26 protein-coding genes are annotated in these 25,979 nt (G+C 67.4%); 9 read left to right on the forward strand and 17 right to left on the reverse strand.

The window, feature by feature from the left end; translation table 11 throughout:
- Positions 1–250 precede the first annotated feature (250 nt).
- The gene (locus tag AC0IXR_RS10460) at positions 251–694 is read left to right on the forward strand and encodes a hypothetical protein (RefSeq protein ID WP_056433561.1); all 444 of its coding nucleotides are present in this window, start codon (positions 251–253) and stop codon (positions 692–694) included.
- A gap of 115 nt (positions 695–809) precedes the next feature.
- The gene (locus AC0IXR_RS10465) at positions 810–1,088 is read left to right on the forward strand and encodes a hypothetical protein (RefSeq protein ID WP_056433780.1); all 279 of its coding nucleotides are present in this window, start codon (positions 810–812) and stop codon (positions 1,086–1,088) included.
- A gap of 56 nt (positions 1,089–1,144) precedes the next feature.
- Here the strand turns inward: AC0IXR_RS10465 and AC0IXR_RS10470 are convergent, their stop codons facing one another.
- Positions 1,145–1,618: an Hsp20 family protein gene (locus AC0IXR_RS10470; RefSeq protein ID WP_471760635.1), complete on the reverse strand. Its 474-nt coding sequence runs from the start codon at positions 1,616–1,618 to the stop codon at positions 1,145–1,147.
- A gap of 179 nt (positions 1,619–1,797) precedes the next feature.
- On the opposite strand from AC0IXR_RS10470, the gene AC0IXR_RS10475 reads away from it, so the two are divergent.
- Entirely contained in the window at positions 1,798–2,805 is a 1,008-nt protein-coding gene (locus AC0IXR_RS10475; protein ID WP_471760636.1) for an alpha/beta fold hydrolase, read from the forward strand.
- A gap of 20 nt (positions 2,806–2,825) precedes the next feature.
- Here the strand turns inward: AC0IXR_RS10475 and hisN are convergent, their stop codons facing one another.
- The 4 genes from hisN to AC0IXR_RS10495 all read right to left on the reverse strand — a co-directional run bounded on the left by hisN (position 2,826) and on the right by AC0IXR_RS10495 (position 6,943).
- Entirely contained in the window at positions 2,826–3,614 is a 789-nt protein-coding gene (gene hisN, locus AC0IXR_RS10480) for a histidinol-phosphatase (protein ID WP_471760637.1), read from the reverse strand.
- A gap of 148 nt (positions 3,615–3,762) precedes the next feature.
- Positions 3,763–5,685, reverse strand: a complete 1,923-nt coding sequence (locus AC0IXR_RS10485; RefSeq protein ID WP_471760797.1) for an AI-2E family transporter — start codon at positions 5,683–5,685, stop codon at positions 3,763–3,765.
- Positions 5,686–5,933: 248 nt separating this feature from the next.
- Complete coding sequence (locus AC0IXR_RS10490) at positions 5,934–6,701, reverse strand: LamB/YcsF family protein (RefSeq protein ID WP_471760638.1); 768 nt, start codon at positions 6,699–6,701, stop codon at positions 5,934–5,936.
- On the reverse strand, positions 6,698–6,943 hold the full coding sequence (locus AC0IXR_RS10495) for a helix-turn-helix domain-containing protein (RefSeq protein WP_207411386.1): 246 nt from the start codon (positions 6,941–6,943) through the stop codon (positions 6,698–6,700). Before AC0IXR_RS10495 ends, AC0IXR_RS10490 begins: the two co-directional genes overlap by 4 nt.
- Before the next feature lie 971 nt (positions 6,944–7,914).
- Here AC0IXR_RS10495 and AC0IXR_RS10500 point away from each other — a divergent pair.
- Complete coding sequence (locus AC0IXR_RS10500; protein WP_471760639.1) at positions 7,915–9,528, forward strand: TROVE domain-containing protein; 1,614 nt, start codon at positions 7,915–7,917, stop codon at positions 9,526–9,528.
- 66 nt (positions 9,529–9,594) lie between these two features.
- Here the strand turns inward: AC0IXR_RS10500 and pncB are convergent, their stop codons facing one another.
- Together pncB and AC0IXR_RS10510 are read right to left on the reverse strand one after the other, a co-directional pair.
- Complete coding sequence (gene pncB, locus AC0IXR_RS10505; RefSeq protein ID WP_056433582.1) at positions 9,595–10,887, reverse strand: nicotinate phosphoribosyltransferase; 1,293 nt, start codon at positions 10,885–10,887, stop codon at positions 9,595–9,597.
- 778 nt (positions 10,888–11,665) lie between these two features.
- Positions 11,666–12,169 (reverse strand): pyridoxamine 5'-phosphate oxidase family protein, encoded by a 504-nt coding sequence (locus AC0IXR_RS10510; protein ID WP_056433585.1) that lies wholly within the window; start codon positions 12,167–12,169, stop codon positions 11,666–11,668.
- Positions 12,170–12,299: 130 nt separating this feature from the next.
- Between AC0IXR_RS10510 and AC0IXR_RS10515 the strand changes: the two genes are divergently transcribed.
- The 3 genes from AC0IXR_RS10515 (at position 12,300) to mobA (ending at position 14,487) form a co-directional block, all read left to right on the forward strand.
- Positions 12,300–12,605, forward strand: a complete 306-nt coding sequence (locus AC0IXR_RS10515) for a hypothetical protein (RefSeq protein WP_461233980.1) — start codon at positions 12,300–12,302, stop codon at positions 12,603–12,605.
- A 124-nt stretch (positions 12,606–12,729) separates the two neighbouring features.
- Positions 12,730–13,866 carry an Mrp/NBP35 family ATP-binding protein gene (locus AC0IXR_RS10520; protein WP_056433588.1) on the forward strand — a complete coding sequence of 379 codons (1,137 nt, stop codon included), beginning with the start codon at positions 12,730–12,732 and terminating at the stop codon, positions 13,864–13,866.
- 6 nt (positions 13,867–13,872) lie between these two features.
- Positions 13,873–14,487 (forward strand): molybdenum cofactor guanylyltransferase MobA, encoded by a 615-nt coding sequence (mobA, locus tag AC0IXR_RS10525; protein WP_471760640.1) that lies wholly within the window; start codon positions 13,873–13,875, stop codon positions 14,485–14,487.
- Between the two features lie 3 nt (positions 14,488–14,490).
- On the opposite strand, the gene AC0IXR_RS10530 is transcribed toward mobA, so the two are convergent.
- The 7 genes from AC0IXR_RS10530 to AC0IXR_RS10560 all read right to left on the reverse strand — a co-directional run bounded on the left by AC0IXR_RS10530 (position 14,491) and on the right by AC0IXR_RS10560 (position 21,715).
- Entirely contained in the window at positions 14,491–15,579 is a 1,089-nt protein-coding gene (locus AC0IXR_RS10530) for a nucleotidyltransferase family protein (RefSeq protein WP_471760641.1), read from the reverse strand.
- 126 nt (positions 15,580–15,705) lie between these two features.
- Positions 15,706–16,164: a peptidylprolyl isomerase gene (locus tag AC0IXR_RS10535; RefSeq protein WP_018043013.1), complete on the reverse strand. Its 459-nt coding sequence runs from the start codon at positions 16,162–16,164 to the stop codon at positions 15,706–15,708.
- 4 nt (positions 16,165–16,168) lie between these two features.
- Positions 16,169–16,651: a hypothetical protein gene (locus tag AC0IXR_RS10540; protein ID WP_419952074.1), complete on the reverse strand. Its 483-nt coding sequence runs from the start codon at positions 16,649–16,651 to the stop codon at positions 16,169–16,171.
- A 14-nt stretch (positions 16,652–16,665) separates the two neighbouring features.
- A complete protein-coding gene (locus tag AC0IXR_RS10545) occupies positions 16,666–17,232 on the reverse strand; it encodes a peptidylprolyl isomerase (RefSeq protein ID WP_311273998.1) in 567 nt (188 codons plus the stop codon).
- A gap of 44 nt (positions 17,233–17,276) precedes the next feature.
- The gene (gene coaD / locus AC0IXR_RS10550; RefSeq protein WP_471760642.1) at positions 17,277–17,777 is read right to left on the reverse strand and encodes a pantetheine-phosphate adenylyltransferase; all 501 of its coding nucleotides are present in this window, start codon (positions 17,775–17,777) and stop codon (positions 17,277–17,279) included.
- 446 nt (positions 17,778–18,223) lie between these two features.
- Positions 18,224–20,980: a DNA gyrase subunit A gene (gene gyrA / locus AC0IXR_RS10555; protein ID WP_056433600.1), complete on the reverse strand. Its 2,757-nt coding sequence runs from the start codon at positions 20,978–20,980 to the stop codon at positions 18,224–18,226.
- A 360-nt stretch (positions 20,981–21,340) separates the two neighbouring features.
- Positions 21,341–21,715, reverse strand: a complete 375-nt coding sequence (locus AC0IXR_RS10560; RefSeq protein WP_471760643.1) for a YciI family protein — start codon at positions 21,713–21,715, stop codon at positions 21,341–21,343.
- 127 nt (positions 21,716–21,842) lie between these two features.
- Here AC0IXR_RS10560 and AC0IXR_RS10565 point away from each other — a divergent pair, with 127 nt between their 5' ends.
- Positions 21,843–22,535 carry an HAD-IA family hydrolase gene (locus AC0IXR_RS10565; protein WP_471760644.1) on the forward strand — a complete coding sequence of 231 codons (693 nt, stop codon included), beginning with the start codon at positions 21,843–21,845 and terminating at the stop codon, positions 22,533–22,535.
- Between the two features lie 323 nt (positions 22,536–22,858).
- Here the strand turns inward: AC0IXR_RS10565 and ssb are convergent, their stop codons facing one another.
- Positions 22,859–23,425, reverse strand: a complete 567-nt coding sequence (ssb, locus tag AC0IXR_RS10570; RefSeq protein WP_207411376.1) for a single-stranded DNA-binding protein — start codon at positions 23,423–23,425, stop codon at positions 22,859–22,861.
- A gap of 180 nt (positions 23,426–23,605) precedes the next feature.
- The gene (locus AC0IXR_RS10575) at positions 23,606–24,622 is read right to left on the reverse strand and encodes an NADP-dependent oxidoreductase (protein ID WP_471760645.1); all 1,017 of its coding nucleotides are present in this window, start codon (positions 24,620–24,622) and stop codon (positions 23,606–23,608) included.
- A 177-nt stretch (positions 24,623–24,799) separates the two neighbouring features.
- On the opposite strand from AC0IXR_RS10575, the gene AC0IXR_RS10580 reads away from it, so the two are divergent.
- Positions 24,800–25,204 carry a DUF4174 domain-containing protein gene (locus AC0IXR_RS10580; RefSeq protein ID WP_056433613.1) on the forward strand — a complete coding sequence of 135 codons (405 nt, stop codon included), beginning with the start codon at positions 24,800–24,802 and terminating at the stop codon, positions 25,202–25,204.
- An 84-nt stretch (positions 25,205–25,288) separates the two neighbouring features.
- Here the strand turns inward: AC0IXR_RS10580 and AC0IXR_RS10585 are convergent, their stop codons facing one another.
- Complete coding sequence (locus AC0IXR_RS10585) at positions 25,289–25,810, reverse strand: hypothetical protein (protein ID WP_056433616.1); 522 nt, start codon at positions 25,808–25,810, stop codon at positions 25,289–25,291.
- Between the last annotated feature and the right edge of the window lie 169 nt (positions 25,811–25,979).

Here is a 25,979-nt window from a genome sequence, read left to right on the forward strand (position 1 = left end):
ACTACGGAATGAGTACGAGTCGGTCCCTTCACGGGCGATGACGCGCGCTGGAACAACGACGCTACCGAGAGTGACGTGCGGCGGATTAGTAGTGGATGAAGTCTTCACCCGGTTGTCATCGGCCCTGTACCGGCTCAACCATGCTCAATCGACCGATGGCGTCCGTCGCAACCTTGGCGCATGCCCGATCGTTCTCTCGGTGGCGGGCAGGTCCTAAGGTCCGGCCGCGACGGCAACGAGGAAGCCGACGATGGCGACGTTGAAGGAATTCGAGGAGGCCCTGCGAGAGCAGGGTATGAACATGGCGCTGGCCCTGCTGCAGCGCCTGCGCGAGCGCGATCGAGCGACCCGGACGATCAAGCCGGCGAGACGCCTCACGGGGCAGAAGATGACACCGGAACTGGCTCGGGCCATCCTCGACCTTCACGCTTCCACGGGAATGACCCAGCAGGAGATCGCCTTCAAGGTCGGCGTGAACCAGGGACGGGTCAACGAGGTCATCAAGCGCGGCAAGTGGCTGAACGAGGATCCGCAGGCTCCCGAAGCCGTAGCCCGCGACAAGGCAAAGGCTAGGATGCGCGGCGAGCCGAAAACGCAGCGAACCGCGCCGAAGCCTACGGTCCGTAAGGACCGGCCGATAGCCGCTCGTCCTAGGCAGAGCCCACAGGGACAACTCGCCTTCGGAGACCTGTGAAGCCCCTGTGAAACTTGGCTGATCGGCTTCGAGTTACCCTGGTCGGACGGCGCTTTTGCGTCGTCGAACGCGGGGGCATTGGATTGTGGCGAGGGTCTTCAATTTCATCTGCGGCATGTGTGCCGCCATCGGCGTCGCTTCGCCGGCTATCGCGCAACGGGCATCCACACTCGATATGACGTGCCCAGAGGCCCGATCCGTCGTGTCGCGCAACCGCGGCATCGTTCTTGGGACGGGTGGAGCGACCTATGACCGTTTCGTGCGTGACCGGGGTGCTTGCGAAGTGACCGAGATCACAATCCCCGCCTATGCGCCCACGCGCGACACGCCGGATTGCTTCATTGGCTATCGATGCAGGGAGCCCGGCCGAGGAGACCGGTTCGACGGGTTCTGACACGCAAGAGCGCCCCGACCAGGGGATCGGGGCGCTCTCCATCAGAAGACGATCGATTAGGCCGCTTCTTGCACCTGACCCTCGATCAAGGGTGCCTTGGCGGCAGCCGACGTGGCGATCTGGATCTGGCGAGGCTTCTTGGCCTCCGGAATCTCGCGGACGAGATCGATATGGAGCAACCCGTTCTCCAGGGCCGCGCCCGTCACCTGCACGTAATCGGCAAGCTGAAACCGACGCTCGAAGCCACGGGCGGCGATGCCCTGATGCAGAACCTCGACCTTTCGGCTGGCATCCGGCTTACGCTCACCCTTGAGCGAGAGAGCGTTTTCCCTCACCTCGATGGTAAGGTCTGCTTCGGTGAAGCCTGCTACCGCGACCGTGATGCGGTAAGCGTTCTCGCCTGTGCGCTCGATGTTGTAGGGTGGGTAGGTCGGGACCGCGTCGGCGCTCACGAACTGATCGAGGGCCGAGAACAAACGGTCGAAGCCGACAGTAGAACGATAGAGGGGAGCAAGATCGAACTGGCGCATGACATATTCTCCGTAGGAAGCAACATGTAACGTTATCGTCCGCCCAATGGGCCGGACTATTGCGCCGCCGTATCGGCCGGCGCTCCTCCAATATCGGAGGCGTGGCGATAGGCTTCAAGAGTTTGGATACCCCGTCGCATGGAAATTTTGATGCTGCTCCTCTTGTTCGGACACCGCCCATGCTGAGCCTTGCTTCCACCCCCGGAAATCCAGTTCCCCCGGGGGGAACGCTGGTCTCTGTTCAGACGGATGACGGAGTACGGCTGAGGGCGGTTCACTGGCGCCCCACAACGCGCCTCGCCAAAGGAACGGTGTGCCTGCTTCAGGGCCGGGCCGAGTTCATCGAAAAGTACTACGAAACCATCACGGATCTGCGCCGGCGCGGCTTCGCGGTCGTAGCCTTCGATTGGCGTGGTCAGGGTGAATCGCAGCGGCAAGTCACCGATGCGCATCGTGGCCACGTCGCGCGGTTCGACGATTATCGCCACGATCTCAAAGCGATAGAGGAAGCGATCCTACGGCCGTTGATGCCGCATCCGCATATGGGCCTCGCCCATTCAATGGGGGGCGCCGTGGCTTTGACCGGTGCGATGGACGGATGGCTCCCCTTCGCCCGACTAGTCACCGTGGCACCGATGTTGTCGATCCGGATGATCCGTTTCCCGGCGGCGTCCTTCTTTCTCGCCCGTGTGCTGCATGCGCTGGGGCTCGGGCGCAGCTATATCCCGTTCGGCAAGCCTACCTCAATGGCGACGAAACCGTTTGCGGGAAACCGACTCTCGGGTGATTCCGCCCGCTATGAACGCAATGCCCAGGCGGCCCGGGCGGTGGGCACTGGCGCCGTGGGCGACCCAAGCGTGGCCTGGATCGTCGGTGCGTTCAGGGCGATGGAGAAGCTCGCCGATCCGCGAAAGGCCGCCTCGATCCGCATCCCGATCCTCGTGATCGGCGCTGGCGCCGACCCTGTTTGCAATACCGCCATTACGGAGCGTTTCGTCGGCCGCCTTTCCTCGGGGTTTCTCCTCGTTCTGCCCGATGCCCGGCATGAGATCCTCTCGGAGCGTGACGCGATCCGGGATGATTTCTGGGCGGCTTTCGATGCCTTCGTGCCGGGGTCGGTGGTCACGCCGTCGCGAGTGGAGCACGCCGATACGGAGCGGTCAGCCGCTGTCGCGATGCTGCCCTAGAACCCGCGCAGTTCGGGACTTCACGGGTTGAGGTGGCGCAGGGCCGCGGCGTGTAGCCGGACGTCCCCGGCGGCGACGATGCGGCCGCCCTTCGCGGCCGAACTGCCATCCCAGGCGGTGATGACGCCGCCGGCACCCTCGATGATCGGGATCAGCGCGACGATGTCGTGCGGCTTTAGGCCGGCCTCCACCACGAGGTCGATCTGCCCCGCCGCGAGCATGCAATAGGCGTAGCAATCGGTGCCGTAGCGCGACATCCGCACCGCGCCCTCGATGCTTCGGAAGTGATCCTGCTCGTCGCCCGGCGCGAACAGGCGCGGGTCCGTGGTGGCGAGCAGCGCATCGGCGAGGCGCTCGCAGCGGCGGGTCATGAGCTTGCGCGGGCCGCGAATGCCATGAAACGTGGCACTGGCTCCATCGCCCACGAAGCGCTCGCCGAGATAGGGCTGGTTCATCAGCCCGCGCACCGGCACGCCGTCATGGAGCAGGCCGATCAGCGTTCCCCAGGTGGGGAGCCCCGTGATGAAGGCGCGGGTACCGTCGATCGGGTCGAGGACCCAGACGCATTCGGCATCCGCATGGTCGGAGCCGAACTCCTCCCCGACGATGCCGTGGGTGGGGAAGGTGCTCCTGATCCGGCCGCGCAGGATGGTCTCCGCCGCCCGGTCGGCTTCGGTGACCGGATCGAAGGCGCCGGTGCCCCTGCCCTTGTCGTCCATGCCGAACGAAGCGCGGAAGAAGGGCAGGATGGCCTGACCCGACTCGGTGGCGAGATCTTCCATGAACCGTGCGAGATCGACGACGCTCATCGACGGGCCTCCTGTCCGAACCGTGTCCGCCACGGAAGCGACGATGGGCCGGCCGCGTCAAGTCCGACACGCCCCGAACGACCGCCCTGACCCCGGTGGTTCGACCGCCATCGCCCGGCCTTTCGCCCGCAACGGAGCGCCTCTTCCGTCAGGTCGCCAGGGCGGCCGTGACGGGGGGCGATGGCGGTGGCTCGGGCGCGGACGAGTTCGCCTTGTCGGCCCCCACAATCGTGCCGGCCTGGGCGAGGACGGCCTGCAATGTGGAATCGAGGGACGAGACATGCACGTCGCCGCCGATCGCCGCGCGCTGACCTTCGTCGTTGAGGATCTCGTGATCCGCCTGCCACAGGCCGACGACGATGGGCAGGTCCGGCATGCGCCGCTTCAGCCGCCCGACGAGGCGGCGCAGATGCGTCGGCTCCCCGCTGATGGCGAGCGACACGATGCAGATCATCCGGGCCGGGCCGGGGTCGAAACTGTCGATCTGGGCTCGCGCCACATCGGAGAAGGGCACGATTCGCGTGCCGATGCCGCGCTTGCTCAGGAGTTGGGCCAGGATCGAGCAGGCCGATTCGTCGACGAAGCTGCGCCCCGTCACGCATAGGACCGCACCGTCCTGCTTCCAGGCCTCGGGGATGTCGTCGGGAATGGCGAAGTCGTCGTCGGGCACCTCGGTCTCCCGTCGGTCGAGCCCGGCGATGAGGACCGCGACCGTGTCCCGGATATCGTTCTTCTGCTCCGGGGTGAGCACGCCGCGGGCCGCGTCGCGGGCAGCGAGCTCGAGGCCTTTCAGCACCACGTCGTCGTAGTAGGAGGAGAGTGAGCACTCCTTCAGGATGAGCTCGGCATGCTCCTCGGCCTCTTCCGGGTCGTCGGCGAGGATGCGTTGGTAGAAATTCTCCACCGGGGTCAGGGCAGGCCGGTCGCCGAACAGCACGTCGAGGAATTCGAGCTTGTCCACATGGCGGCCGAGAACGACGAGGCAGACGGTGAGCGGCGTCGACAGCAGCAGGCCGACGGGTCCCCACAGCCATGTCCAGAACAGGGCCGAGACGAGCACCGCGAAGGGCGACATGCCGGTGGACTGGCCATAAAGCATCGGCTCGATGACATGACCCGTCAGCGGTTCGAGGATGAGGAACACCGCCAGGGTGGCGATGACCATCGACCAGCCGGGATCGACCGCCGCCGCCAGCGCCAGGGGGAACAGGGCCGCCAGGGCCGCGCCGATATAGGGGACGAACCGCATCAACGCCGAGAAGATGCCCCAGAGGGCCGGGTTGGGCACGCCGATGATATAGAGACAGATCCCGATCACCACGCCGAAGGCGGCGTTGAGCGCGAGCTGCACCAGGAAGTAGCGGCTGAGACGCCGCGCGGCATCGTCCATCGCCACGGTGGTCCGGTGGAGATCGCTCGACCCGACGAGACGGATCATGCGGTCGCGCAGGTCTTCGCGCTGCATCAGCAGGAACAGCAGCACGATGAAGACGATGCCGATGGTGGCCAGCGGATGCAGGATCGGCGACAGAATAGTGTTGGCCAGCGCCAGCGGGTCCGGTGCCCGCTCCTTCATCTCGACGAGGACCGGTTTCTCGGGCGGCGGAGCGTTGGGCTTCCCGGCCTCGGGCTTCGGAGTCTCGGGCTTCGCGCTCTCCTCGCCGCCCTGATGCATGGTCCGGCCGATATTGGCGACGTAATCGGCCATCCGCCCGGCCGGGCTGTCACGCAGGCCCTCGACCTTCTGCTCTATGGTCGCGCGGTAGCGGGGCACATCCTTGGCCAGATCCGCCAGCTGGACGCCGATGAGGGTGGCCAAAGCCGCCGCCACCCCGAGGGCCATGACGACGGAGGTCGCCACCGACAGGAATCGTCCGAAGCGCAGGCGCCGCAGCAGGTAGACGATGGGGCCCAGCACGAAGGAGAGCAGGACCGCGATGGCGATGGGAATGAGGACGTCGCGGCCGATATAGAGGCCGGAGACGATCAGCGCGGTGACGATGAGGGGCGAAACCAGCGAGGGCGGGAGCGATTCGGCCGCCGCGATGCGCGTCGCCCGGGGCGGCAGCATCGGATCCCGCAGTGGCGTCGCACGGGAGATGCCGGTTTTGCCACTCGTGGAACTCTTGGCACCCGCGGACCCCGCCTTCGGCGCCTGCGGCGATGCGGCTTCAGCCGGGGTGGGTGTCGCCATGTCGGTTCCGTCTCAACGCTACGCACACGATGTCGCGGCAATCTCGCCAGCGTAATCGCCATGAGGAACGGAGTATCGGCGGGAAACGATCCCTGCTTCCTGCAAGCTTTGCATTCATTCTGGAATCAGGCGGCGTTGAACGCGGCCAGTTCGAACCCTGCTTCTCCCAGCGCCAGCCGCACCGCGCGCGCCGTCTCCACCGCCTGCGGCGTGTCGCCATGGACGCAGATCGTATCGATCGACACTACGATCCGCCGGCCGGACAGGGTGATGACCGCGCCCTCCTCCACCATGCGGCGGACCCGCGCCGCCACCTCGGCCGCATCGTGAATGACGGCCCCAGCAAGTGAGCGCGCGCAGAGTTGCCCATCGTCGGCATAGGCCCGGTCGGCATAGATTTCCCGCACCACGGCGAGACCGGCATCGAGAGCCGCGCGCTCGGCTGCGAGGCCCGGCATCACCACCAGGGGCAGGGTCCGGTCGACGGCGAGGACCGCCCGCGCGAGAGCCTTCGCCACATCCGCATCGGAGTTCGACAGGTTGGCGAGGGCTCCGTGCGCCTTCACATGGGTGACGCGATGATGGCCGAGGGCCGCACAGGCCTGGAGCGCGCCGATCTGGTAGGCCACCCCGGCCTCGATCTCCCCCGCGCTCTCGGCGATGACACGACGTCCAAAACCGCGAAGATCCTGAAATCCCGGATGGGCGCCGATAGACACGCCGCGCGCCCGCGCCGCCGAGGCGGTGGCGACCATGATCGAAGGATCGCCGCCATGGAAGCCGCAGGCGACGTTGGCCGAGGTGACGAGATCGAGGAGCGCCGTGTCGTCGCCGAGCGTGTAGGGCCCGTAGCCCTCGCCGAGATCGGCGTTGAGATCGATGCGGCGGCTCATGCGGCCCGTGCCGGCCGCGCCCGCAGCATCACCCCGAACCCTTCGTCTTCGTCGCCGATGAAACGGACGCCCTCCCCTTCGAGGGCGTTGCGGATGGCGTCGAGCGTCCGGTTGCGCGGGGCGACCTGGTCGCTCTCGATCATGTTGAGAGTGACGATGGAGAGGGAGGCCCGCGCCGCGAGCGTCCCTTGCGTCCATTTCAGCAACCCGCGCCCGGCGCGGATCTGAGCGGATGTGATCATGCGAAGGAGATGGACCGAACTGTAAGATTTTTCAAGTTTCGGCTTGACTGGACCGGAGCGCGACTCTAATCACCCCGCCATCGGCCTGCCGGGCCGGTGATCGAGGGTTATCGCACCATTTCCGACGTCCGCGGTCGCGAGCCGTGGGGGCCTCGAGGCCCAGTCGTCCTCGATCGTTCATGACCGGCAGACCAGATTGCCTCACCAGCGCGGGCCGGCGGGGGCTCGGTTATCACCTCTCATGTGAAACCGCCCGAGCCCCATTCGACATGTCCGCGTCCCTCGCCATTCGGTCCCTGCCACGGACGGAGCAACGCATGAAGAAAGTCGACCCAAGCGTCGCCGCGTTCGCCTGTCACGGGGGCGAAAGCCGGCGACCGACCCGTCTTTGATCCGGCGCTCCGCGCGGGCCGCTGACGAACGGTTATCTTTGGGATGAAGGGCTTTCGAGCCCTGGGGTTCGACCCCCCGACGGCCTCGCGGCCGATCCGTTCGCCTCGACCATGTCCGCGCGGCCATAGGCCGGGTTCACCGACAATCCCTCATCGTCGACGTTTCCGTCGCCTTCGCGCGGTGCGGGCCTCCTGGCTCGCGTCCGAGCGTCCGCGCCGGAACCCGAGCGGTCCGTGCGGGCCGACAGGGGACGGTTATCGGTAGAGCGCCGCGGGGCTCGCCTCGCGGAGGTTGCGGATTCGAATTCCGCCGGGGCCGTCGCGGTCCCGAAGCTCATGACACCGTCCCTCGAACACATGCCCGCATGGCCGACCCGGATCGGCGAGCGGATCACCTCATCGGCCGCGCGGGCCGACGCGGCAGGATTATCGACGTCTTGTGTCGCGGGTTCGACTCCCGCCGGGCAGCGATGCCCGTAGCTCAGACGGTAGAGCAAAGAACCCTCCTGCCACCGACCCATGCCCGCGCGGCCCCAACGAACCACCGGGCAAGAGGCCCCGTGGAGGAAGGAGCGAGCGATGATGTCCTATGCCAAGCTGTTCTCGCTCCGGCGCAATCCGCAGTCGGAGCCCATTCCCCGTACCGTGCCGAACTCGGCCGGCGGACACGCCTTCCCGGTGAGCGACTGGACGCGGCTCGACCGTTTCCTGGTGCTCGGCTCCGAGGGCGGCTCGTACTATGCCGGCCCCGTCGCTTTGACGCGCGACAATGCCCGGGCCGTGCTGCGGTGCCTCGCGGAAGACGGCCCGCGCGTGGTCGCCGCCATCGTGGCGGTGAGCGAGGCCGGACGGGCTCCGAAGCAGGATCCGGCGATCTTCGCCCTGGCGCTCGCCGCCTCGGCGGAGGGCGAGCATGCCCTCGCCACCCGCCGGGCCGCTCTGGCCGCCCTTCCGCGCGTCTGCCGCACGGGTACGCACCTGTTCCAGTTCGCGTCCGCCGTCGAGGCGATGCGCGGCTGGGGCCGTGGCCTGCGCCGCGCGGTGGCCGACTGGTATGTCGCCCGCCCCGTGGAGGCCCTTGCCTACCAGGCGGTGAAGTATCGTTCGCGCAACGGCTGGTCGCACCGCGATCTGCTGCGGCTGGCTCATCCGGAGACGGGCGAGCCGGATCGCGCCGCCCTGTTCGACTGGATCTGCCGCGGCACCCTGGCCGAGGCGGCGCCGGCGCTCGTCCACGCCTTCGCCTCGGTGCAGGCGCCGGGCGTCAACGGGGCTTCGGCCGCGGCGATGATCCGCACGCACGGCCTGCCGTGGGAGGCGCTGCCGACCGAGCTGATGACGAGCCGGGCGGTGAACGAGGCGCTGATCGAGCGCATGCCGGTGGGAGCCCTCGTGCGTCAGCTCGGGCGGCTCACGGCTTCGGGCGTGCTCGCCCCCTTCTCGGAGGGGACCGAGCATGTCCGGGCGGTACTGTCGGACCGGACGCGCATCCTCGATGCGCGCCTCCATCCGATGGCGCTGCTCATGGCGCTCAAGACCTACGCGTCGGGGCGCGGTGAGCGCGGCCGGCTCTCCTGGGAGCCGGTGGCCGCCATCGTCGAGGCGCTGAACGCCGCGTTCTACACGGCGTTCGCGTCGGTGACGCCCACCGGCAAGCGTCTCGTCCTGGCCCTCGATGTGTCGGGGTCCATGGCGACGGGAGGCGTGGCCGGGTCTTCGCTCACCCCGCGTGAGGCGGCCGCCGCGATGGCGCTCGTCACCGCGGCGACCGAGGAGCACTGGCAGGTCGTCGGCTTCACGGCCGGTGCCGGCCGACGCCGGAACGAGGGCACGGCGCTGACCGCGCTGCCGATCGGGCCGTCGATGCGGCTCGACGCGGCGGTGGCGGCCACGGCCGACCTGCCCTTCGGCGGGACGGATTGCTCGTTGCCCATGCGCTGGGCCCTCGAGCGGAACGTCAAGGCCGACGCCTTCGTGGTCTACACCGACTCGGAGACGTGGGCGGGGCCGGTCCACCCGGTGGAGGCCCTGCGCGCGTACCGGCGGAAGACCGGGATCGACGCCAAGCTCGTGGTCGTGGGGCTCGTCTCCAACGGCTTCAGCATCGCCGACCCGGAGGATGCCGGCATGCTCGACGTGGTCGGCTTCGACGCCGCGGCGCCGGCGCTGATCGCGGATTTCCTCCGCGCCTGACAGGGGAGACGGACGGCACGCCGCCCGTCTCCCGCATGCCCGGATGAGGGCCGCTCTCGGCAAACCTCACACGATGACCGGCATCTCCGCCATCTCGCCGATGCCGAAGACGCGCTTGTAGCGGGCGACCTCGTCGGCGGGGCCGATGGCCTTGGACGGGTTGTCGGAGATCTTCACGGTCGGCCGGCCGTTGGCGGCGATGACCTTGCAGACGATGGAGATCGGATCGAGCCCGTGATCGGGCACCAGCCCGCGGAAATCGTTGGTGAGCAGGGTGCCCCAGCCGTAGCCGATGCGCATCCGCCCGTGGAAATGCGCGTGGATCGCCTCGATCGTCTCGATATCCAGCCCATCCGAGAAGATCGCGAGCTTGGAGGCCGGATCGCAGCCGCGCGATGCCCACCAGGCGATGGCTTCCTCGCCGCCCTCGATCGGGTCCTTCGAATCGATGCGGATCCCGGTCCAGGCCGTCATCCATTCGGGCGCATGGGCTAGGAAACCGGTGGTGCCGTAGGTGTCCGGCAGCATCACCAGCAGGTTGCCGGCGTAATCCTGCTGCCAGTCGCGCAGCACGTCGTAGGGCGCCTGGGCCAGGGCCTCGTCGTCCTCGGCGAGGGCCGAGTAGACCATCGGCAGTTCATGGGCGTTGGTGCCCACCGCCTCGACCTCGCGGCGCATGGCGATGAGACAGTTCGACGTGCCGAGGAAGGCCTCGCCCAGGCCCTCGCGCATCGCCTCGACGCACCAATCCTGCCACAGGAAACCGTGGCGGCGTCGAGTGCCGAAATCGGCGATGGAGAGGCCCGGCAGGCATTTCAGCCGCTCGATCTTCTCCCAGACCCTCGTCATCGCCCGCGCGTAGAGGATCTGCAGCTCGAACTTGCCGAGCCCGCGCAGAACCCCACGCGAGCGCAGCTCGTTGAGGATGGCCAGCGCCGGCACCTCCCACATCGTCGTCTCGATCCAGGGACCGTGGAAGGTGAGAACGTATTGTCCGTCGCGCGCCTCGAGTTCGTATTCCGGCAGGCGGAAGCCTTCGAGCCAATCCATGTAATCGGCCGAGAACATCTGGCGGTTGCCGTAGAAGGTGTTGCCGCGCAGCCAGGTCGATTCCCCCCGGCTCAGGCGAACGGTGCGGGCGTGATCGAGCTGCTCGCGCAATTCTCCCACATCGACGAAATCGGCGATGCGGACGGAGCGGCTGCGGTTCTGGATGCCGAAGGTCACGTCGGCGTCGCGATGGCGGCGAAAGATCGTCTGCGCCATCAGGAGCTTGTAGAAATCGGTATCGAGCAGCGACCGGATGATCGGGTCGATCTTGAAATTGTGGTTGTAAACCCGCGTCGCGAGATCGAGCATGGTCGGGAGGGATCCGGCGCGGGACCCGGGCGCCCGCTCGCCGGCGAAGAGCGCACGGGCCTCGGGCGCGAGTCAATCGGACGGGCGGTGAATGGCGGGGGTCGATCTCATGTCGAAGCGGTATGGCATGACGTTCACTGGCCCATCTCCGTCTTTCCGGGGCCGCGCAGCGGAGCCCGGAATCCAGAGCCGCGCCCTGGGGTGACATGGCAAAGCCTCGGGTTCCGGATGGTATGCCTGGGGCCTAGCCCTTCGGGTCCGGGCTCGCCTTCGGCGGCCCGGCATGACGGCGTGAGAGAAACGCCGCAGGCCAATCGTTAACTGATCCTACGGTTGGCTCGAGCTTAGATCGGTTCCCCTGCCCGGCTTGCCCAAGTCTAGCCTGGGCCTCACGCCGACCGCTTTTTCGTGTCCCCGGAGGGCGAGGTAAGCTGCAGGCTCCCTCTTCTTACGAGCAGGGAGATTGCAGATGGCGTCACATCGCCATTCCGGATCGCTGCCGACAAGCCCTGACCCGAGGGCGCGCCAGCGGCGCGCGATTCAGATCCACTGGCGGTGCAAAGTCGTGCACCGATTGTGTTTCTGGATCCCGGGCTCCGCTGCGCGGCCCCGGGATGACGGGGGGCGACAAATGGGTTTTCATCGAGCAAATCGATGTCTGCCACCGACCTGCCTTCCATGAGAAGGCGCCCGTGGCGACTGCTCGATGCCTCCTCACGTAGAAGGGCGGCCACCCGTTCGGGATGACCGCCCTCGTGGTCCGTCTCGTCGACAGGGATCAAGCGAGATCGACCTTCTTGGTCTCGGTCTTGGGCGATTCGCCGGTGAGGGCGGCCTTCACGTAGCCGTAGATGTGCAGGGCCGTGGCGTTGGGGCTGTCCCAATACTCGCCCTTCTCCGGGTGGATGCGGATGAGCGCGACTTCCGGGTCGTCCTTGCCGTTGGGGAACCAGGTCTTCATGCTCTCGCTCCACTTCTCGTCGACGAGGGCCTGATCGGTGACGATCTCGGCCTTGCCGGCGATGGAGACGTAGGTCTGGCTCGACGGGTCGGAATAGGCGAGGTTGACCTGGTTGTCCTTGCTGATCTCAGCGGTCTTGGGCGAGTGGAGCTTGGTGAAGAACCAGATGTCGCCGTTCTCGTCGGTATCCTGGCTCCACATCGGGCGGCTGTAGAGCTTCCCGTCCTGATCCGCCGTGGTCATCATCGCGACCTTGATGTCCTTGACGAGTTCGAACAGCTTCTTCGCGCCCTCGTGGTCGCGGTGGTTGCCTTGATGCATGAAACGGGTCTCCTGAAGATCTGTCGTCCGTCTTAGGGCACGGCTGTCCCGGTCGCGGGCCGGCCCTGAAGGCTGCACTCACAACGGGCCAGGGCCCGCTTGGTTCAGCACCGTTCGGAGAAGAGGAAGAATGTCTTTGCCCGTCCCGATCCGGGGAATCCTCAACCTGCTCCTGGGTGCGGCCTGCGCCCTTCCCCTCCTCACCGCGCCCGTCGCGGCGCAAGTCCGCTTCGGTCCCGGCGTGCGGATCGGCGGCCACGATTTCTCGAACCGGCGCTACGGCAGCGTCCATATCCAGCGGGTGAAGCGTCTCCCCGGCCCGCCCGGATGCCGCCATCTCCGCAACGGGATGTATCGGCGCGGCGACGGGTCGGTGGTCAGGGGCCCGATGGAGCGGTGCAACCTCATCGCCATCCCGCCCGAGCGCCGCCGCTGAAGCCGCCCGCTCCGTGCATATCGGCGGGGTGAGACCGCAACGGGTCTGGCGTTCTGATTGCCGTCGGTTACATGCAAGGTAACGTTCGGGCCGCCCGCCCCTTAGTCTTGCCTGGAGAAACATCTTGGCCATCACTCGCGACGACGTGCTCAAGGCGCTGTCCGCCGTCACCGTCGATGCCGGCGGGACCACGCTGCCCGCATCGGGCCGCCTGTCCCAGGTGGTGGTCGACCCCACCAACCGGGTCATGTTCTCGATCCTGATCGACCCCAGCGAGGCTGAGCGTTTCGAGCCGGTCCGGCGCAAGGCCGAGGGCACCGTCCTGGCCATGGCGGGCGTCTCCGGCGTCTTCGCCAGCCTCACTTCGGAGCGCGGGCCGAACCAGCCCGCCCCGCCGACCCAGGCCGCGGCACCGCAACCGCCTCAGCCGGGCCGGCCCGCCCCTCCCCGCACCGGCCCCGCCTTGCCCGGCGTGCGCCACATCGTGGCCGTCGCCTCCGGCAAGGGCGGCGTCGGCAAGTCCACCACCGCCTGCAACCTCGCCCTCGCTCTTTCAGCGCAGGGGCTGAAGGTCGGGCTGCTCGATGCCGACATCTACGGCCCCTCGGTGCCCAAGCTGTTCGGCCTGTCCGGCAAGCCGAAGGTGATCGAGGAGCGCCTGCTCGCGCCCATGGACGGCTACGGCATCAAGGTGATGTCCATCGGCTTCCTGATCGAGCCCGAGACGGCGATGATCTGGCGCGGCCCGATGGTGCAGTCGGCCATCACCCAGATGCTGCGCGAGGTCGCCTGGGGCGAGCTCGACATCCTCGTGGTCGACATGCCGCCCGGTACCGGCGACGCCCAGCTCACCATGGCCCAGGCGACGCCGCTTTCCGGGGCCGTCATCGTGTCGACGCCGCAGGATCTCGCGCTGATCGATGCGCGGCGCGGGGTGACGATGTTCCGCAAGGTCTCGGTGCCGATCCTCGGCGTCATCGAGAACATGGCGACCTTCATCTGCCCGAATTGCGGTCATGCCTCGCACATCTTCGGCCATGGCGGCGCCCGCGAAGAGGCGGCGCGGCTCGACGTGCCGTTCCTCGGCGAGGTCCCCCTCGACATGACCATCCGCGAGACCTCCGATTCCGGCCGGCCCGTGGTGGCGGTGGACCCGGACGGGCCGCACGCGAAGGTCTATCGCGGTATCGCCGCGCAGCTCTGGGCCAACCTCACCGGCGGGCCGGCCCCCCGCGCCGCGCCGCGCATCGTCATCGAGTAGCCCGGCGTGGAGCCCGTGCTCGGCGTGATCCTGGCCGGCGGCCTGTCCCGCCGGATGGGCGGCGGCGACAAGCCGCTGAGAATTCTGGCGGGCCGCACCCTCGTCGACCGGGTGGTGGAACGGTTCGCGCCTCAATGCGGTCTCGGCATCGTCCTCAACGCCAATGGCGACCCGGCCCGGTTCCCGGAATTCCCCGGCCCGATCGTACCGGACGGGGTGCCCGACCATCCGGGGCCGCTCGCGGGAATCCTCGCCGCCCTCGACCACGCGGCCGCGCGCCACCCCTCCGCTACCCATGTCGCCAGCGTCACGGGCGACGCGCCGTTCCTGCCCCTCGACCTGGTGGACCGCCTCCGGATCGGGATGTCCGGCTCTCCCATCGCCATGGCCTCGTCGGCCGGGCGGGAGCATTTCACCGTGGCGCTCTGGGCGGTGTCCCTGCGCGAGGATCTTCGGACGGCCCTGGTGGAACGCGGCGAGCGGCGCGTCGGCGCGTTCCTCCGCCGCCACAATGCCCTGGCCGTCGACTGGCCGGCGGAACCGCTCGACCCATTCCTGAACATCAACACGCCGGAGGATCTGGCGCTGGCGGAGGCGTTGCTTCGTCACTCCGATCGGTGACCGCTACAGAGAAGATGCGGGAAACCCGACATGCGTCGGCTCGTAGCCCAGCATTCCGCCATGCGCGCAGACGGCTTGCGTGATGGCGATGCGCCCGGTCTCGTCGAGGCGTGCGACGCCTGTTTCTAGGTGACGGCGCCAGGAGGGACCTCGGTTCCACGCCTCGACCCAGGAGGCTGCCAGGGCAACGGGCTGGTTCCTGGCCAGGGCCGCGATCAGGAAGCCTGCCTGAGTTAGGTCCTTCGCCTGTTTCTCACGCTCGGTCCGCTCGTTCGCCACGATGAGTTTGTGAACGGCGTAGCGCTCTGGAGCAGGCACCGTGACGGAGATCCCGCCGGCATGGAGCAGCGTCGAGCGAACAGGGTCTCTGATGAGGAAATCGCGACAGCGAAGCGGCTGGGCGCTGACACCGTCGAGGGCCGGCATCGGGACGAGCGCGCCGGTCAGATCGTCCGAGCCACGGTTCGACACGAGAAACTCCACCCGAAACCCATTGGCGTTCGCGAAAGCGCTCGTGCGGTCCGGCCGCGACAGGTTCGGCACCGGACGGAAGCTCGCATCTACGGCCTGAAGTTCCTCGTGAACGGGAGGCATGCTCTCTCCGATCGCGACCGAGATGCCGTAATCCTGTGCGAGATCGATGTCGCCGGTCCTGAGCGCTCTCATCGGGCGCTCCCCGACAAGGCCCGGATAGGTCTGGAACGCCACCGTGCCGACCAGGACCCCACGCAGCCGAAAGAAGCCTGCCTGCGCCAGACGTTCGACGACCCGGCCCGTCAGGGCGTCCGCGGTCGGAAACCCGGCGCTCCGCAACATGCGAACCGCGTCGATACGGGTGCGGTAATCGACCCGCTGGCGGTCATGGGGCTCGATCCGCCGCGTGGTCTCGGAATCCGCTACGGTGCCGACATAGCGGTTGGACTTCGTGCCGGTGGCGGCATCGTAGCCCTGATAGTACCAGTATTCGCGCGCCTTGATGGTGCGCCTGATGAACTTGCCGTTCTCGGGAAAGTCGCGGTCGAACTCCGCATCGGCGCAGCGCTGATTGAGATCGGCGAAGACCGTCTGCGCGGCGGCATCGATGGACGGCATGGCTCGTACCCGCGTTACAGGAAAATCGCCGTTTTCATGTAACGCGCGGAGCTGGGCCCCACAAACGAGAAAGGGCGTCCGCGCGGGTCACGCGCGGACGCCCTTTTCATTGAAAGGCCGGTCGGCTCAGGCGGTGCCGACCGTGGCCTTGACGATCTTGTCCGGCGAGCGGGGCGGCTCGCCCTTGTTGAGGCTGTCCACCACGTCCATGCCTTCGGTCACCTTGCCCCAGACCGTGTACTGCTTGTCGAGGAAGCGGGCATCGCCGAAGCAGAGGAAGAACTGCGAATTGGCCGAATGCGGGAAGTTGGTGCGGGCCATGGAGCAAGTGCCGCGCACATGCGGCTCGTCGTTGAACTCGGCCTTCAGGTCCGGCAGGTCGGAACCGCCCGAGCCGGTGCCCGTCGGGTCGCCGGTCTGGGCCATGAACCCGTCGATGACGCGGTGGAACGGCACGCCGTCGTAGAATCCCTGTCCCGCCAGCGTCTTGAGACGCTCGACATGGTTGGGGGCGAGATCCGGGCGCAGCCCGATGACGACGCGGCCCTTGGTGGTTTCGAGGATGAGGGTTTCGGTATCGGCCATGGGGTCAGACTCCTTGTCCCTGGGGACCTTGGTAGATGAATCGCAGGGCGATCGGGCGCCCCGCGATGGCGGCGCCGAGCGCCGGCGTGATCGCGACCGGCGTGCAGCGCCGGATCGCGTCGAGGGTCGAGCGGGTCAGGATATCCCTGCCGCGCTGATCGGCATTCTGCATCGAGAAGGTGATGCGAGGCTCGCCGATGACGGACCCGTCGCGGCGGAGCGCGAAACGGGCGGTGATCTCGGTACGCGGGAAGCCGGCGAGGCCCTGCGGTATCTCCCAGCAGGCCGCGAGTCGGGGGTAGAGCTCTTGAAGCGTGTTAGCCGGACTCGTTGCGATGCCGCCCTCCGGGGCCTGCACCGTGGAGCGTAGGGACGCGGGCGGCGTCAGGGGCAGGCCGGACGCTGCCAGGGCGGCTCCTGCAAAAGCCGCCGCGAACGGGATGGCGACCGCCGACGCGACGACGGCGAGGCGCGTCGGGCGCCTCACTGTCGCGCCTCCGCTCATTTCGCGCCTTGGGCCATCTGCATCTTCACGATCTTGTCGGGGTTTTGGACCGCGCCGCCCGGAGCGCCCGCGGCGGCCTTCTTGATCTTGTCGACGACGTCCATGCCGGAGGAGACGAGCCCGATAACGGTGTACTGCCCGTTCAGGAACGGTGCATCGCCGAGGCAGATGAAGAACTGCGAGTTCGCCGAGTTCGGATCCGACGAGCGGGCCATGCCGAGCGTGCCGCGCCGGAACGGCGATTGCGAGAATTCGGCGGGGATGTTCGGCAGGGACGAACCGCCGGTGCCGTTGCCCTTCGGGTCGCCGGTCTGGGCCATGAACCCGTCCATGACGCGATGGAACTTCAGCCCGTCATAGAAGCCCTTCTTGATGAGGGTCTTGAGCTGGGCCACGTGCTGCGGCGCGAGATCGGGGCGCAGCTCGATGGTGACGCGGCCATCCTTGGTGTCGAGATAGACCGTGTTGTCGTCGGCGGCCCGTGCCACGGGCGCGAACCCGATCATGGCGGCGAGGGCCAGGGACAGGAAGGCGGTCCGCCGATGGAGGGTCCGATGAGTCATGAGGGGGCGGTCTCCGGTCCGTTGAAAGAGGGGGATGGAAGGGATCAGGCTTGCGTGAAGCGCGCGGCGAGCCGTTCCGCCACGAGGGGAGGAACGAAGGGCGAGACATCGCCGCGCATGGCCGCGATCTGGCGCACCAGGGTGGCGGTGATCGGCCGAACGCCGGTGGAGGCGGGCAGGAACACGGTCTGCACCTCCGGCGCCATGGCGCCGTTCATGCCGGCGAGTTGCATCTCGTAGTCGAGATCCGTGCCGTCGCGCAGGCCGCGGATGAAGATGCTGGCGCCCGAGCGCCGTGCGGCCGACACCGCCAGATCGTCGAAGGTGACGATGTCGAGGCTGGCGCCTTCGGCCTCCGCCAGGGGGGCGCAGGTCGCCCGCAGCAGATCCGCGCGTTCCTCGGGCGAGAACATGGGGGCCTTGCCCGGATGCACGCCGATGGCGATCACCAGGTGCTGCACGAGCCGGCATGCCTGACGGATGACGTCGAGGTGTCCGTTCGTGACCGGATCGAAAGAGCCAGCGTAGAGCGCGGTGCGGATCATCACCGGTGGGCGTAGAGCATTTCGCCTCGAAACGGAACCGCCCGCGACCAGCCCGGCCCGAAAGCGAATCCTCCCCGTAATGGACCGGCGCACGAAAAAGGGCGGATGCCCCGATGGAGCGCCCGCCCGAAGTTTCGGTCTTCGAAGTCTGGTCGACGACGTCCGGCTTATGGATTCGCCAAGCGAAGTGCCGGAACGTCAGAGCCTTTTCGCAACTCCACGCTGCGCCGAACGTCTCGTTCGGTCCGGCGCGGATCGTGGAGCGATATCTCTCTGAGGCTGAACTTATCGATGCATCGCGGCGCCGGATATGACTTGGCTGCAACACCGAAGATCAGTGACCGAAACGAGAATGCCGGCCAAGTCTTGCGACTCGACCGGCATTCCCCGCGACAATGTTCAGACTGGTCTCGAACGATTCCAGACCGGCCTGAACAGGGCCGTCTTCAGGTGGCGTCGCCTGCGGGATCGATTGCCGTCACCTCTCCGGCATCGTCCTCACCTTCGCCTTCACCTTCGATATGCTCGACGGAGACCACGCGCTCGGTCTTCTCGGTGTTGAACACCGTGACACCCTGCGAGGCGCGGCCGACGATACGGATATCGTCCACCGGCACACGGATGAGTTGTCCGGCATTGGTCACCAGCATGATCTGGTCGGAGGGCTGGACCGGGAAGGAGGCGACGAGGTTGCCGTTGCGCGGGTTGACCCGCATGGCGGTGATGCCTTTGCCGCCGCGACCCGAGATTCGATACTCGAAGGACGAGCTGCGCTTGCCGAAGCCGCGCTCGGAGAGGGTGAGCACGAATTGCTGGGCCGCGCCCATTTCGGCGTAGCGCTCCTGGGAGAGAAGCGGTGCATCGGTGGCGATGTCCTCGGAATCGGCATCGCCGCCCTCGGTGTCACCGATCACGGCCCGCTGCATCTTCAGGAAGGCGCCCCGCTCCTCGGGCGTCGCATCGAAGCTGTTGAGGATCGTCATCGAGATGACGCGGTCGTCCTGCGCCAGGCTGATGCCGCGCACGCCGGTGGAATCGCGGCCCTTGAAGACGCGGACATCCTCGACGGGGAAGCGGATGCACTGGCCGGCTTGCGTGGTGAGCAGGACGTTCTGGTCGGCGCGGCAGATCTCCACGTGGACGATGTGGTCGCCCTCATCGAGCTTCATGGCGATCTTGCCGGCGCGGTTCACCTGCACGAAATCCGAGAGCTTGTTGCGCCTCACGCCGCCGCTGGCGGTGGCGAACATGACGTCGAGCGTCTCCCAGGAGGCTTCGTCCTCGGGCAGCGGCATGATCGTGGTGATGCGCTCCGTGCCCGCATCCATGGCGAGGATGTTGACCAGCGCCTTGCCGCGCGCATTGGGGGCGGCCATCGGCAGGCGCCAGACCTTCTCCTTGTAGACCTGCCCCTGGTTCGAGAAGAACAGGACCGGCGTGTGCGTGCTGGCGACGAACAGGCGGGTGACGAAATCCTCGTCGCGGGTGGACATGCCCGAGCGGCCCTTGCCGCCCCTGCGCTGGGCCCGGTAGGTCGAGAGCGGCACGCGCTTGACGTAGCCGGCATGGGACACGGTGACGACCATGTCCTCGCGCTGGATCAGGTCCTCGTCCTCGACGTTCGAATCCCAGTCGAGGATCATGGTCTTGCGCGGTGTCGCGTAGGCTTCGCGGACTTCGCGCAGTTCGTCCTTGACGATGGTCATGATGCGCAAGCGCGAGCGCAGGATATCGAGGTAATCGGCGATCTCGTCGGCGAGCTTCTGGAGTTCGTCACCGATCTCGTCGCGGCCGAGAGCCGTGAGGCGCTGCAGGCGCAGGTCGAGGATGGCGCGGGCCTGGATCTCCGAGAGACGGTAATTGCCGTTCTCGTCCACGCGGTGGCGCGGGTCGTCCACCAGGGCGATGAGCGGCGCGATGTCGAGGGCCGGCCAATGGCGGCCCATCAGCGCCTCGCGGGCGGTGTTCGGATCGGGCGAGGTGCGGATGAGGCGGATGACCTCGTCGATATTGGCCACCGCGATGGCGAGGCCGCACAGGACGTGGGCGCGCTCGCGGGCTTTGCCGAGCAGGAACTTGGTCCGCCGCGAGACGACCTCCTCGCGGAAGTCGACGAAGGCCGTGAGCAGGTCCTTCAGGTTCATCAGTTCGGGGCGGCCGCCGTTCAGCGCCACCATGTTGCAGCCGAACGAGGATTGCAGCGGCGTGAAGCGGTAGAGCTGGTTCAGCACCACGTCGGCCATCGAATCGCGCTTGATCTCGATGACGATGCGCATGCCGTCGCGGTCGGATTCGTCGCGCAGGTCGGAGATGCCCTCGACCCGCTTCTCCTTCACCAGCTCGGCGATCTTCTCCATGAGAGTCGCCTTGTTCACCTGATACGGGATCTCGGTGAAGATCAGCGCTTCGCGCTCCTTGCGAAGCTCTTCCACATGGGACTTCGCCCGCATGATGACCGAGCCGCGGCCCGTGGCGTAGGCCTGCCGCACGCCGGCGCGGCCGAGGATCGAGCCGCCGGTGGGGAAGTCGGGGCCGGGGACGTATTCGGTCAGCTGCTCGATCGTCAGGCCCGGCTCGTCGATGAGGGCGATGCAGGCGTCGATGAGCTCGCCGAGATTGTGCGGCGGGATGTTGGTGGCCATGCCCACCGCGATGCCGCCCGCTCCGTTGACGAGGAGGTTGGGGAAGCGCGCCGGCAGAACCTTCGGCTCCTCGCGCGACTCGTCGTAGTTCGGCTGGAAGTCGACGGTGTTCTTGTCGATATCGGCGAGCAACGCGTTGGCGGGCTTGGCCAGACGCGACTCGGTGTAGCGCATGGCCGCCGGCGGATCGCCGTCCACGGAGCCGAAATTGCCCTGCCCGTCGATGAGCATGAGCCGCATCGAGAAGTCCTGGGCCATGCGGACCAAGGCGTCGTAGATCGATTGGTCGCCATGCGGATGGTAGAGACCGATCACGTCGCCGACGATGCGGGCCGACTTGACGTATTTCCGCTCGGGCAGGTGCCCGCTCTCATAGGCCGAGTAGAGGATGCGCCGGTGCACCGGCTTCAGGCCGTCCCGCGCATCGGGCAGCGCCCGGCTCACGATCACGCTCATCGCGTAATCGAGATAGGAGCGGCGCATCTCGTCGGTGATGGAAACGGGCTTGATGTCCGAGGCGGGCGGCGTCGCGCCGGCGCCGGTATCGTCTTTCTCTGCCAAGGTCTTCGATCTCTGCCTGTGACGGTCCCGGCGGGCCGGGTCCGCGTGGAGCGACGGGCGCTACGGAAAGTGGGGGGCGGGGCGTTCCGCGTGGCCTCGAAAAGGCCGGCCGCGTCACGTCCTGGCTCGGACGTCCTTCATACGCCATCCGGTGCCGCTGCGCCACCGCCGGACATGTCGCGACGACATCGACAAACCCCATGCGTCGCAAGCGCTTGCGACGCCGATTTCAGCGCATGAGCACCGGTTGTTTCCCGGCCGCTTCCCCGGATGGGTGGAGGCGCGGTGGAACCCGATCCGGGGCCCATGTGGGAGTATCGCGAGGTCGCCTAGAATGGTGGGGGCGGAGCGTCTTGCTCCTCACCTCGCCGCAGCGCCCGCGAAATCGGACATCTCGTAGAGCGGCCGGATCTCGATCTCGCTCGGGCCGGGCATCGGGTTGGGACAGCGCTTCACCCAGTCCAGCGCTTCCTCCATGTCCTTCACCTGCCAGAGCCAGAAGCCGGCGACCAGTTCCCCGGTCGCGGCGAAGGGGCCGTCGCTGACGGTGCGGGAGGCACCGTCGAAGGCGACACGCTTGCCCTTGGCGGAGGGGTGCAGGCCCTCGCCGGCGAGGAGGATGCCCGCCTTGGCGAGTTCCATGTTGAACTCGCCCATGGCGGTGAGCAGGTCGAGGGACGGCATGATCCCCGCCTCGCTGTCTGTGGTCGCCTTGACCAGAACCATGACGCGCATCGATTCGCCTCCCCTGCTCGATCGAGCCCATGGAAGCACGAAGGCACGGTTCGTGTGAACTCACAGACCGCTGGGCCGGTTACCCGACGCCATCGATCCCGCCGCATCCATCGACAGGGGCAAAGTCATGCTCGTTCGCCCGAAAGCCGTCGCTTTCGACATCATCGGCACCGTGTTCAGCATGGAGCCGATGCGGCCCGCCCTGGTGGCAATGGGCTTGCCGCCCCTCGCCCTGGACTTCCTCTACACCGCCGGCCTGCGGGACATGTTCGCCCTGGCGGCCACCGGCACCTTTGCGCCGTTCCAGTCCGTGCTGTCGGGGTGCCTGGACGAGGTGCTCGCCATGCATGGCCTCTCCGCCTCGCCGGAGGACAAGACGGCTTTGCTCGGCATGATGAAGGCCCTTCCGCCGCACGAGGACGCCAAAGCGGCATTCGAGGTTCTGGCCGATGCCGGCATCCGGGTCTTCGCACTGAGCAACGGAGCAGCCGCGACCACGAAGGGACTGCTCGGCGCGGCCGGTATGGAGGGGCTCGTCGAGCGGGTTTTCTCCATCGAAGAGGTGAAGCTTTCGAAGCCGCGCCCCGAGGTCTACCGCCATGCCGCGCGGGCCGCCGGCCTCGCTCCGGGCGAGATGGCCTTGATCGCGACCCACCCCTGGGACCTCCACGGTGCCAGGGTCGCCGGCCTCATGACAGGCTATGTCGCTCGTGGCGTGCCGTACTCACCTGCCCTCGAGGCACCGGATCTGACCGGGGAAACCCTGCTGGAGGTCGCATCGGAGATGGTGCGGCTCGGGCCGTCCCAACCCGACGCCTGATGCCTGTTCGCTATCGGGGCGCCCGTCCGTCCGCTTCAGTGAGCGTCTGTTGAATTTATCGAGCTGCTCGACGTCTGTTCCCCGGTTCACGAGCGGTCGATATGAGGCGCGACAGCACTCCCTCTCCTGGAAGGAGAGGGCTGGGGTGAGGTATGGTCCATCTCCGGAAAGGTCACACACCTCACCCTGTCCCTCTCCTTCCAGGAGAGGGGACCCGCGCTGCCCGCGAGATATGTGACTATCGTCGCCGTGAGCGGGCCGGGTGGAGGCCGATACGCCTAGCTTCCCGTCCGTCGGATGCCGAGGACGGGAACGGCAGATCCCTAGAACGGGATATCGTCGTCGAGGTCGTAATTGGGCTTCGACGAAGCCGCCGCCGGCCGACGCTCGCCGCCCGAGGAACGGCCGCCGCCGTATTCCCCGCCGCGATCGCCGCCCCGGTCTCCCCCGCGATCCCCGCCACGGCCGCCGCCGTAATCGCCGCCACGGCTGATCTGGCCGCCGCCCTCGTCGTCGGCGCCCATCTCTCCACCGCCGCTGCGACCGTCGAGGAGCGTGAGTTCACCGCGGAAGCGCTGGAGCACCACCTCGGTGGTGTATTTCTCGACGCCGGACTGGTCCGCCCATTTCCGGGTCTGGAGCTGGCCCTCGATATAGACCTTCGAGCCCTTGCGCAGGTATTGCTCGGCCACACGGGCGAGGTTCTCGTTGTAGATCACCACCGAGTGCCACTCGGTCTTTTCCTTGCGCTCGCCCGACGCTTTGTCCTTCCAGGATTCGGACGTGGCGATGCGCAGGTTGACCACGGGATCGCCGGAGGCGAGGCGCCGGGTCTCGGGGTCGCGCCCGAGATTGCCCACCAAAATCACCTTGTTGACGCTGCCGGCCATGCCGCTCTCCTCTCGATCGATCTCACTGACGGAAGGGCCTCATACGCCGTCCGTCCCGTTCGCCCTTCATGAACTTCGGACAGGCGGCCCGCAATCGGGAGGGCGAATTTGTCCCCACCGATCACAGGTCGATGTTCTATCTTTGTTCGTTTTGGCGCGCAAGGATCGCGCACTTGCTGGTCACGCGATCCGCACCAGCATCTTGCCGAAATTCCGGCCCTTCAGCAGCCCGATGAAGGCCTCCGGCGCCGCCTCCAGTCCATCGACGATGTCTTCCCGATGCTGGATTCGCCCTTCTCTCAGCCAGGTTCCGACCTCGCTCAGGAACTCCTCCTCCTGGTCGGCGAAATCCCAAACGATGAAGCCGCGCAGGGTCAGGCGCTTGGTCAGGATGGCGCGCATGATGACGGGGCTGCGGTCCGGCCCCGAAGGCAATTCGGTGAGGTTGTAGCCCGAGACGAGGCCGCAGACCGGGATGCGGGCGAAGTCGTTGAGGAGCGGCAGTACGGCGTCGAAGACCGCGCCGCCGACATTCTCGAAATACACGTCGATCCCGTCGGGACAGGCGGCGGCCAGCGCGCCGGGCAGGTCGTCGGTGCGGTGATCGACCGCCGCGTCGAAGCCGAGCACGTCGGTGAGGTAGGCGCATTTCTCAGGACCGCCCGCGATGCCGACGGCGCGCGCGCCCTTCAGCTTGGCGATCTGGCCGACGAGGGAGCCCACCGGCCCGGCGGCGGCGGCGACCACCACGGTCTCGCCCGCCTTCGGCTGCCCGATGGTGAGGAGGCCGGTATAGGCGGTCATGCCCGGCATCCCGAGGACGCCGAGCGCCGTGCTGACCGGCGCCGCCTCGGGATCGAGCTTGCGCAGCCCCTGTCCTTTGGCGACCGCGAAATCCTGCCAGCCCCCGAAGGCGGTCACCACGTCGCCCTCGTGGAAATCCGGATGCCGCGAGGCCACCACCTCCGATACGGTGGCCCCGACCATGGGTGCGCCGATGGCGACAGGCTCGGCATAGGATTTCGCCGCGCTCATCCGCCCGCGCATGTAGGGATCGAGGGAAAGGAGGCGGTTGCGCAGCAGCACTTCCCCCTCCCCTGGCGTCGGAGTGCGGCTCTCCTCGAGCCGGAAATGCGCGGCGGTCGGCTCTCCGTGCGGACGGGAGGCGAGGACGATGCTGCGGTTCACGGCGACCATGATCTGACGCTCCGGTTGTGATGACGAATCCGCTGAACGGGCGTGCGGGAATCGAGGGACATTTCGACAAGGCCGATCTGGCTCGAGGTGTTCCCGTCGCAGGGCCGGGGCACCGCCTGCGCCGAGCGGCGTTGACGCCCATGGGCACATGCCCGTCACCCCGATCGGTATACCCCGATGGCCCGCCCGCTTCTCCTCGCCAGTATCGCTGCCATGTCCGGCCTTGCGTCGCAGGCACTCGCCGAAGATCCCCTCGCCGCCCATCGCTGGACGTCGCGCGTTCTGGTCATCGTCGCTCCGGACGGTGAAGATCCGCGAATCGAGGCGCAGAGACGCGAGGCGCGGGCGCGACGGGCGGATTACGCGGAGCGCGACCTCGTCGTGGTGGAGGCGATCGGGACAGGCGCCGAGGCCAAAAGCATCCGCAACCGCTTCGGGATTGGGGAGCGGGACTTCCGTGTCGTGCTGGTGGGCAAGGACGGCGATGCGAAGCTCGTCGAAGCCGCCCCGATCCCGGCCCCCCGCCTGTTTTCCACTATCGATGCCATGCCGATGCGCAAGGACGAGCGAGGCCGGCGATAGCGTATGGGTTGGCCGAGGGGGCAACGAAAAAGGGACCGCCGAGGCGGTCCCTTTCCTATTGAAGTCATCTCGAACGAGACCGGCTCAGTAGCAGCGCTCGACCAGGACCCGGCGAGGTCCGTAGGGAGTCCAGCGGGTGCGCGGGACGGTGTAGCATTCGCCACCGTAACCGCCGTATCCGCCATAAGCGGCCGGGGCGTAACCATACCCGTAGGCCGGGTATCCGCCATAGCCACCGTAGCCGCCATAGAGCCCGCCAGCGGCGAGGCCGAGGCCCACACCGAGGCCGAGACCGCCGAGGCCGTAGCCGTAGCCACGGCCGTAACCGCCGCGCCAGCCGTAGCCGCGATGCCCACCCCAGCCGCCGCGATAGCCGAAGCCCGCGCTCCGGAAGCCGCCGCGATAGCCGCCGAAGCCGCCGTGACCGAAGCCCCCGCGGCCGAAGCCGCCATGGGCGAATCCACCGCGTCCGAAGCCGCCATGGCCAAACCCGCCACCATGGCCGAATCCGCCGCCATGGCCGCCCCAGCCACGGGCTTCCGCCGTCGCCGGGATCATCGCCAGAGCGCCGACCATCGCGGTCGCTGCCAGAACAATGCGTTTCATCGTCTTGTCTCCAAAGACAGGTTCTTGTCCCCAGTGGTTGCAGAACGCCCCGGCTCCGCAAAGGGTTCATGGCGCATTTTGTCCCGCACCGGCCGTGCCGATCACAGCTCGGTGAGACGGGCGACCGTCACGCCTTGAAAACGCCTCCGGTTTCGGGCGAGGACACCCC

The organism is Methylobacterium sp. AC832, assembly GCF_979256025.1.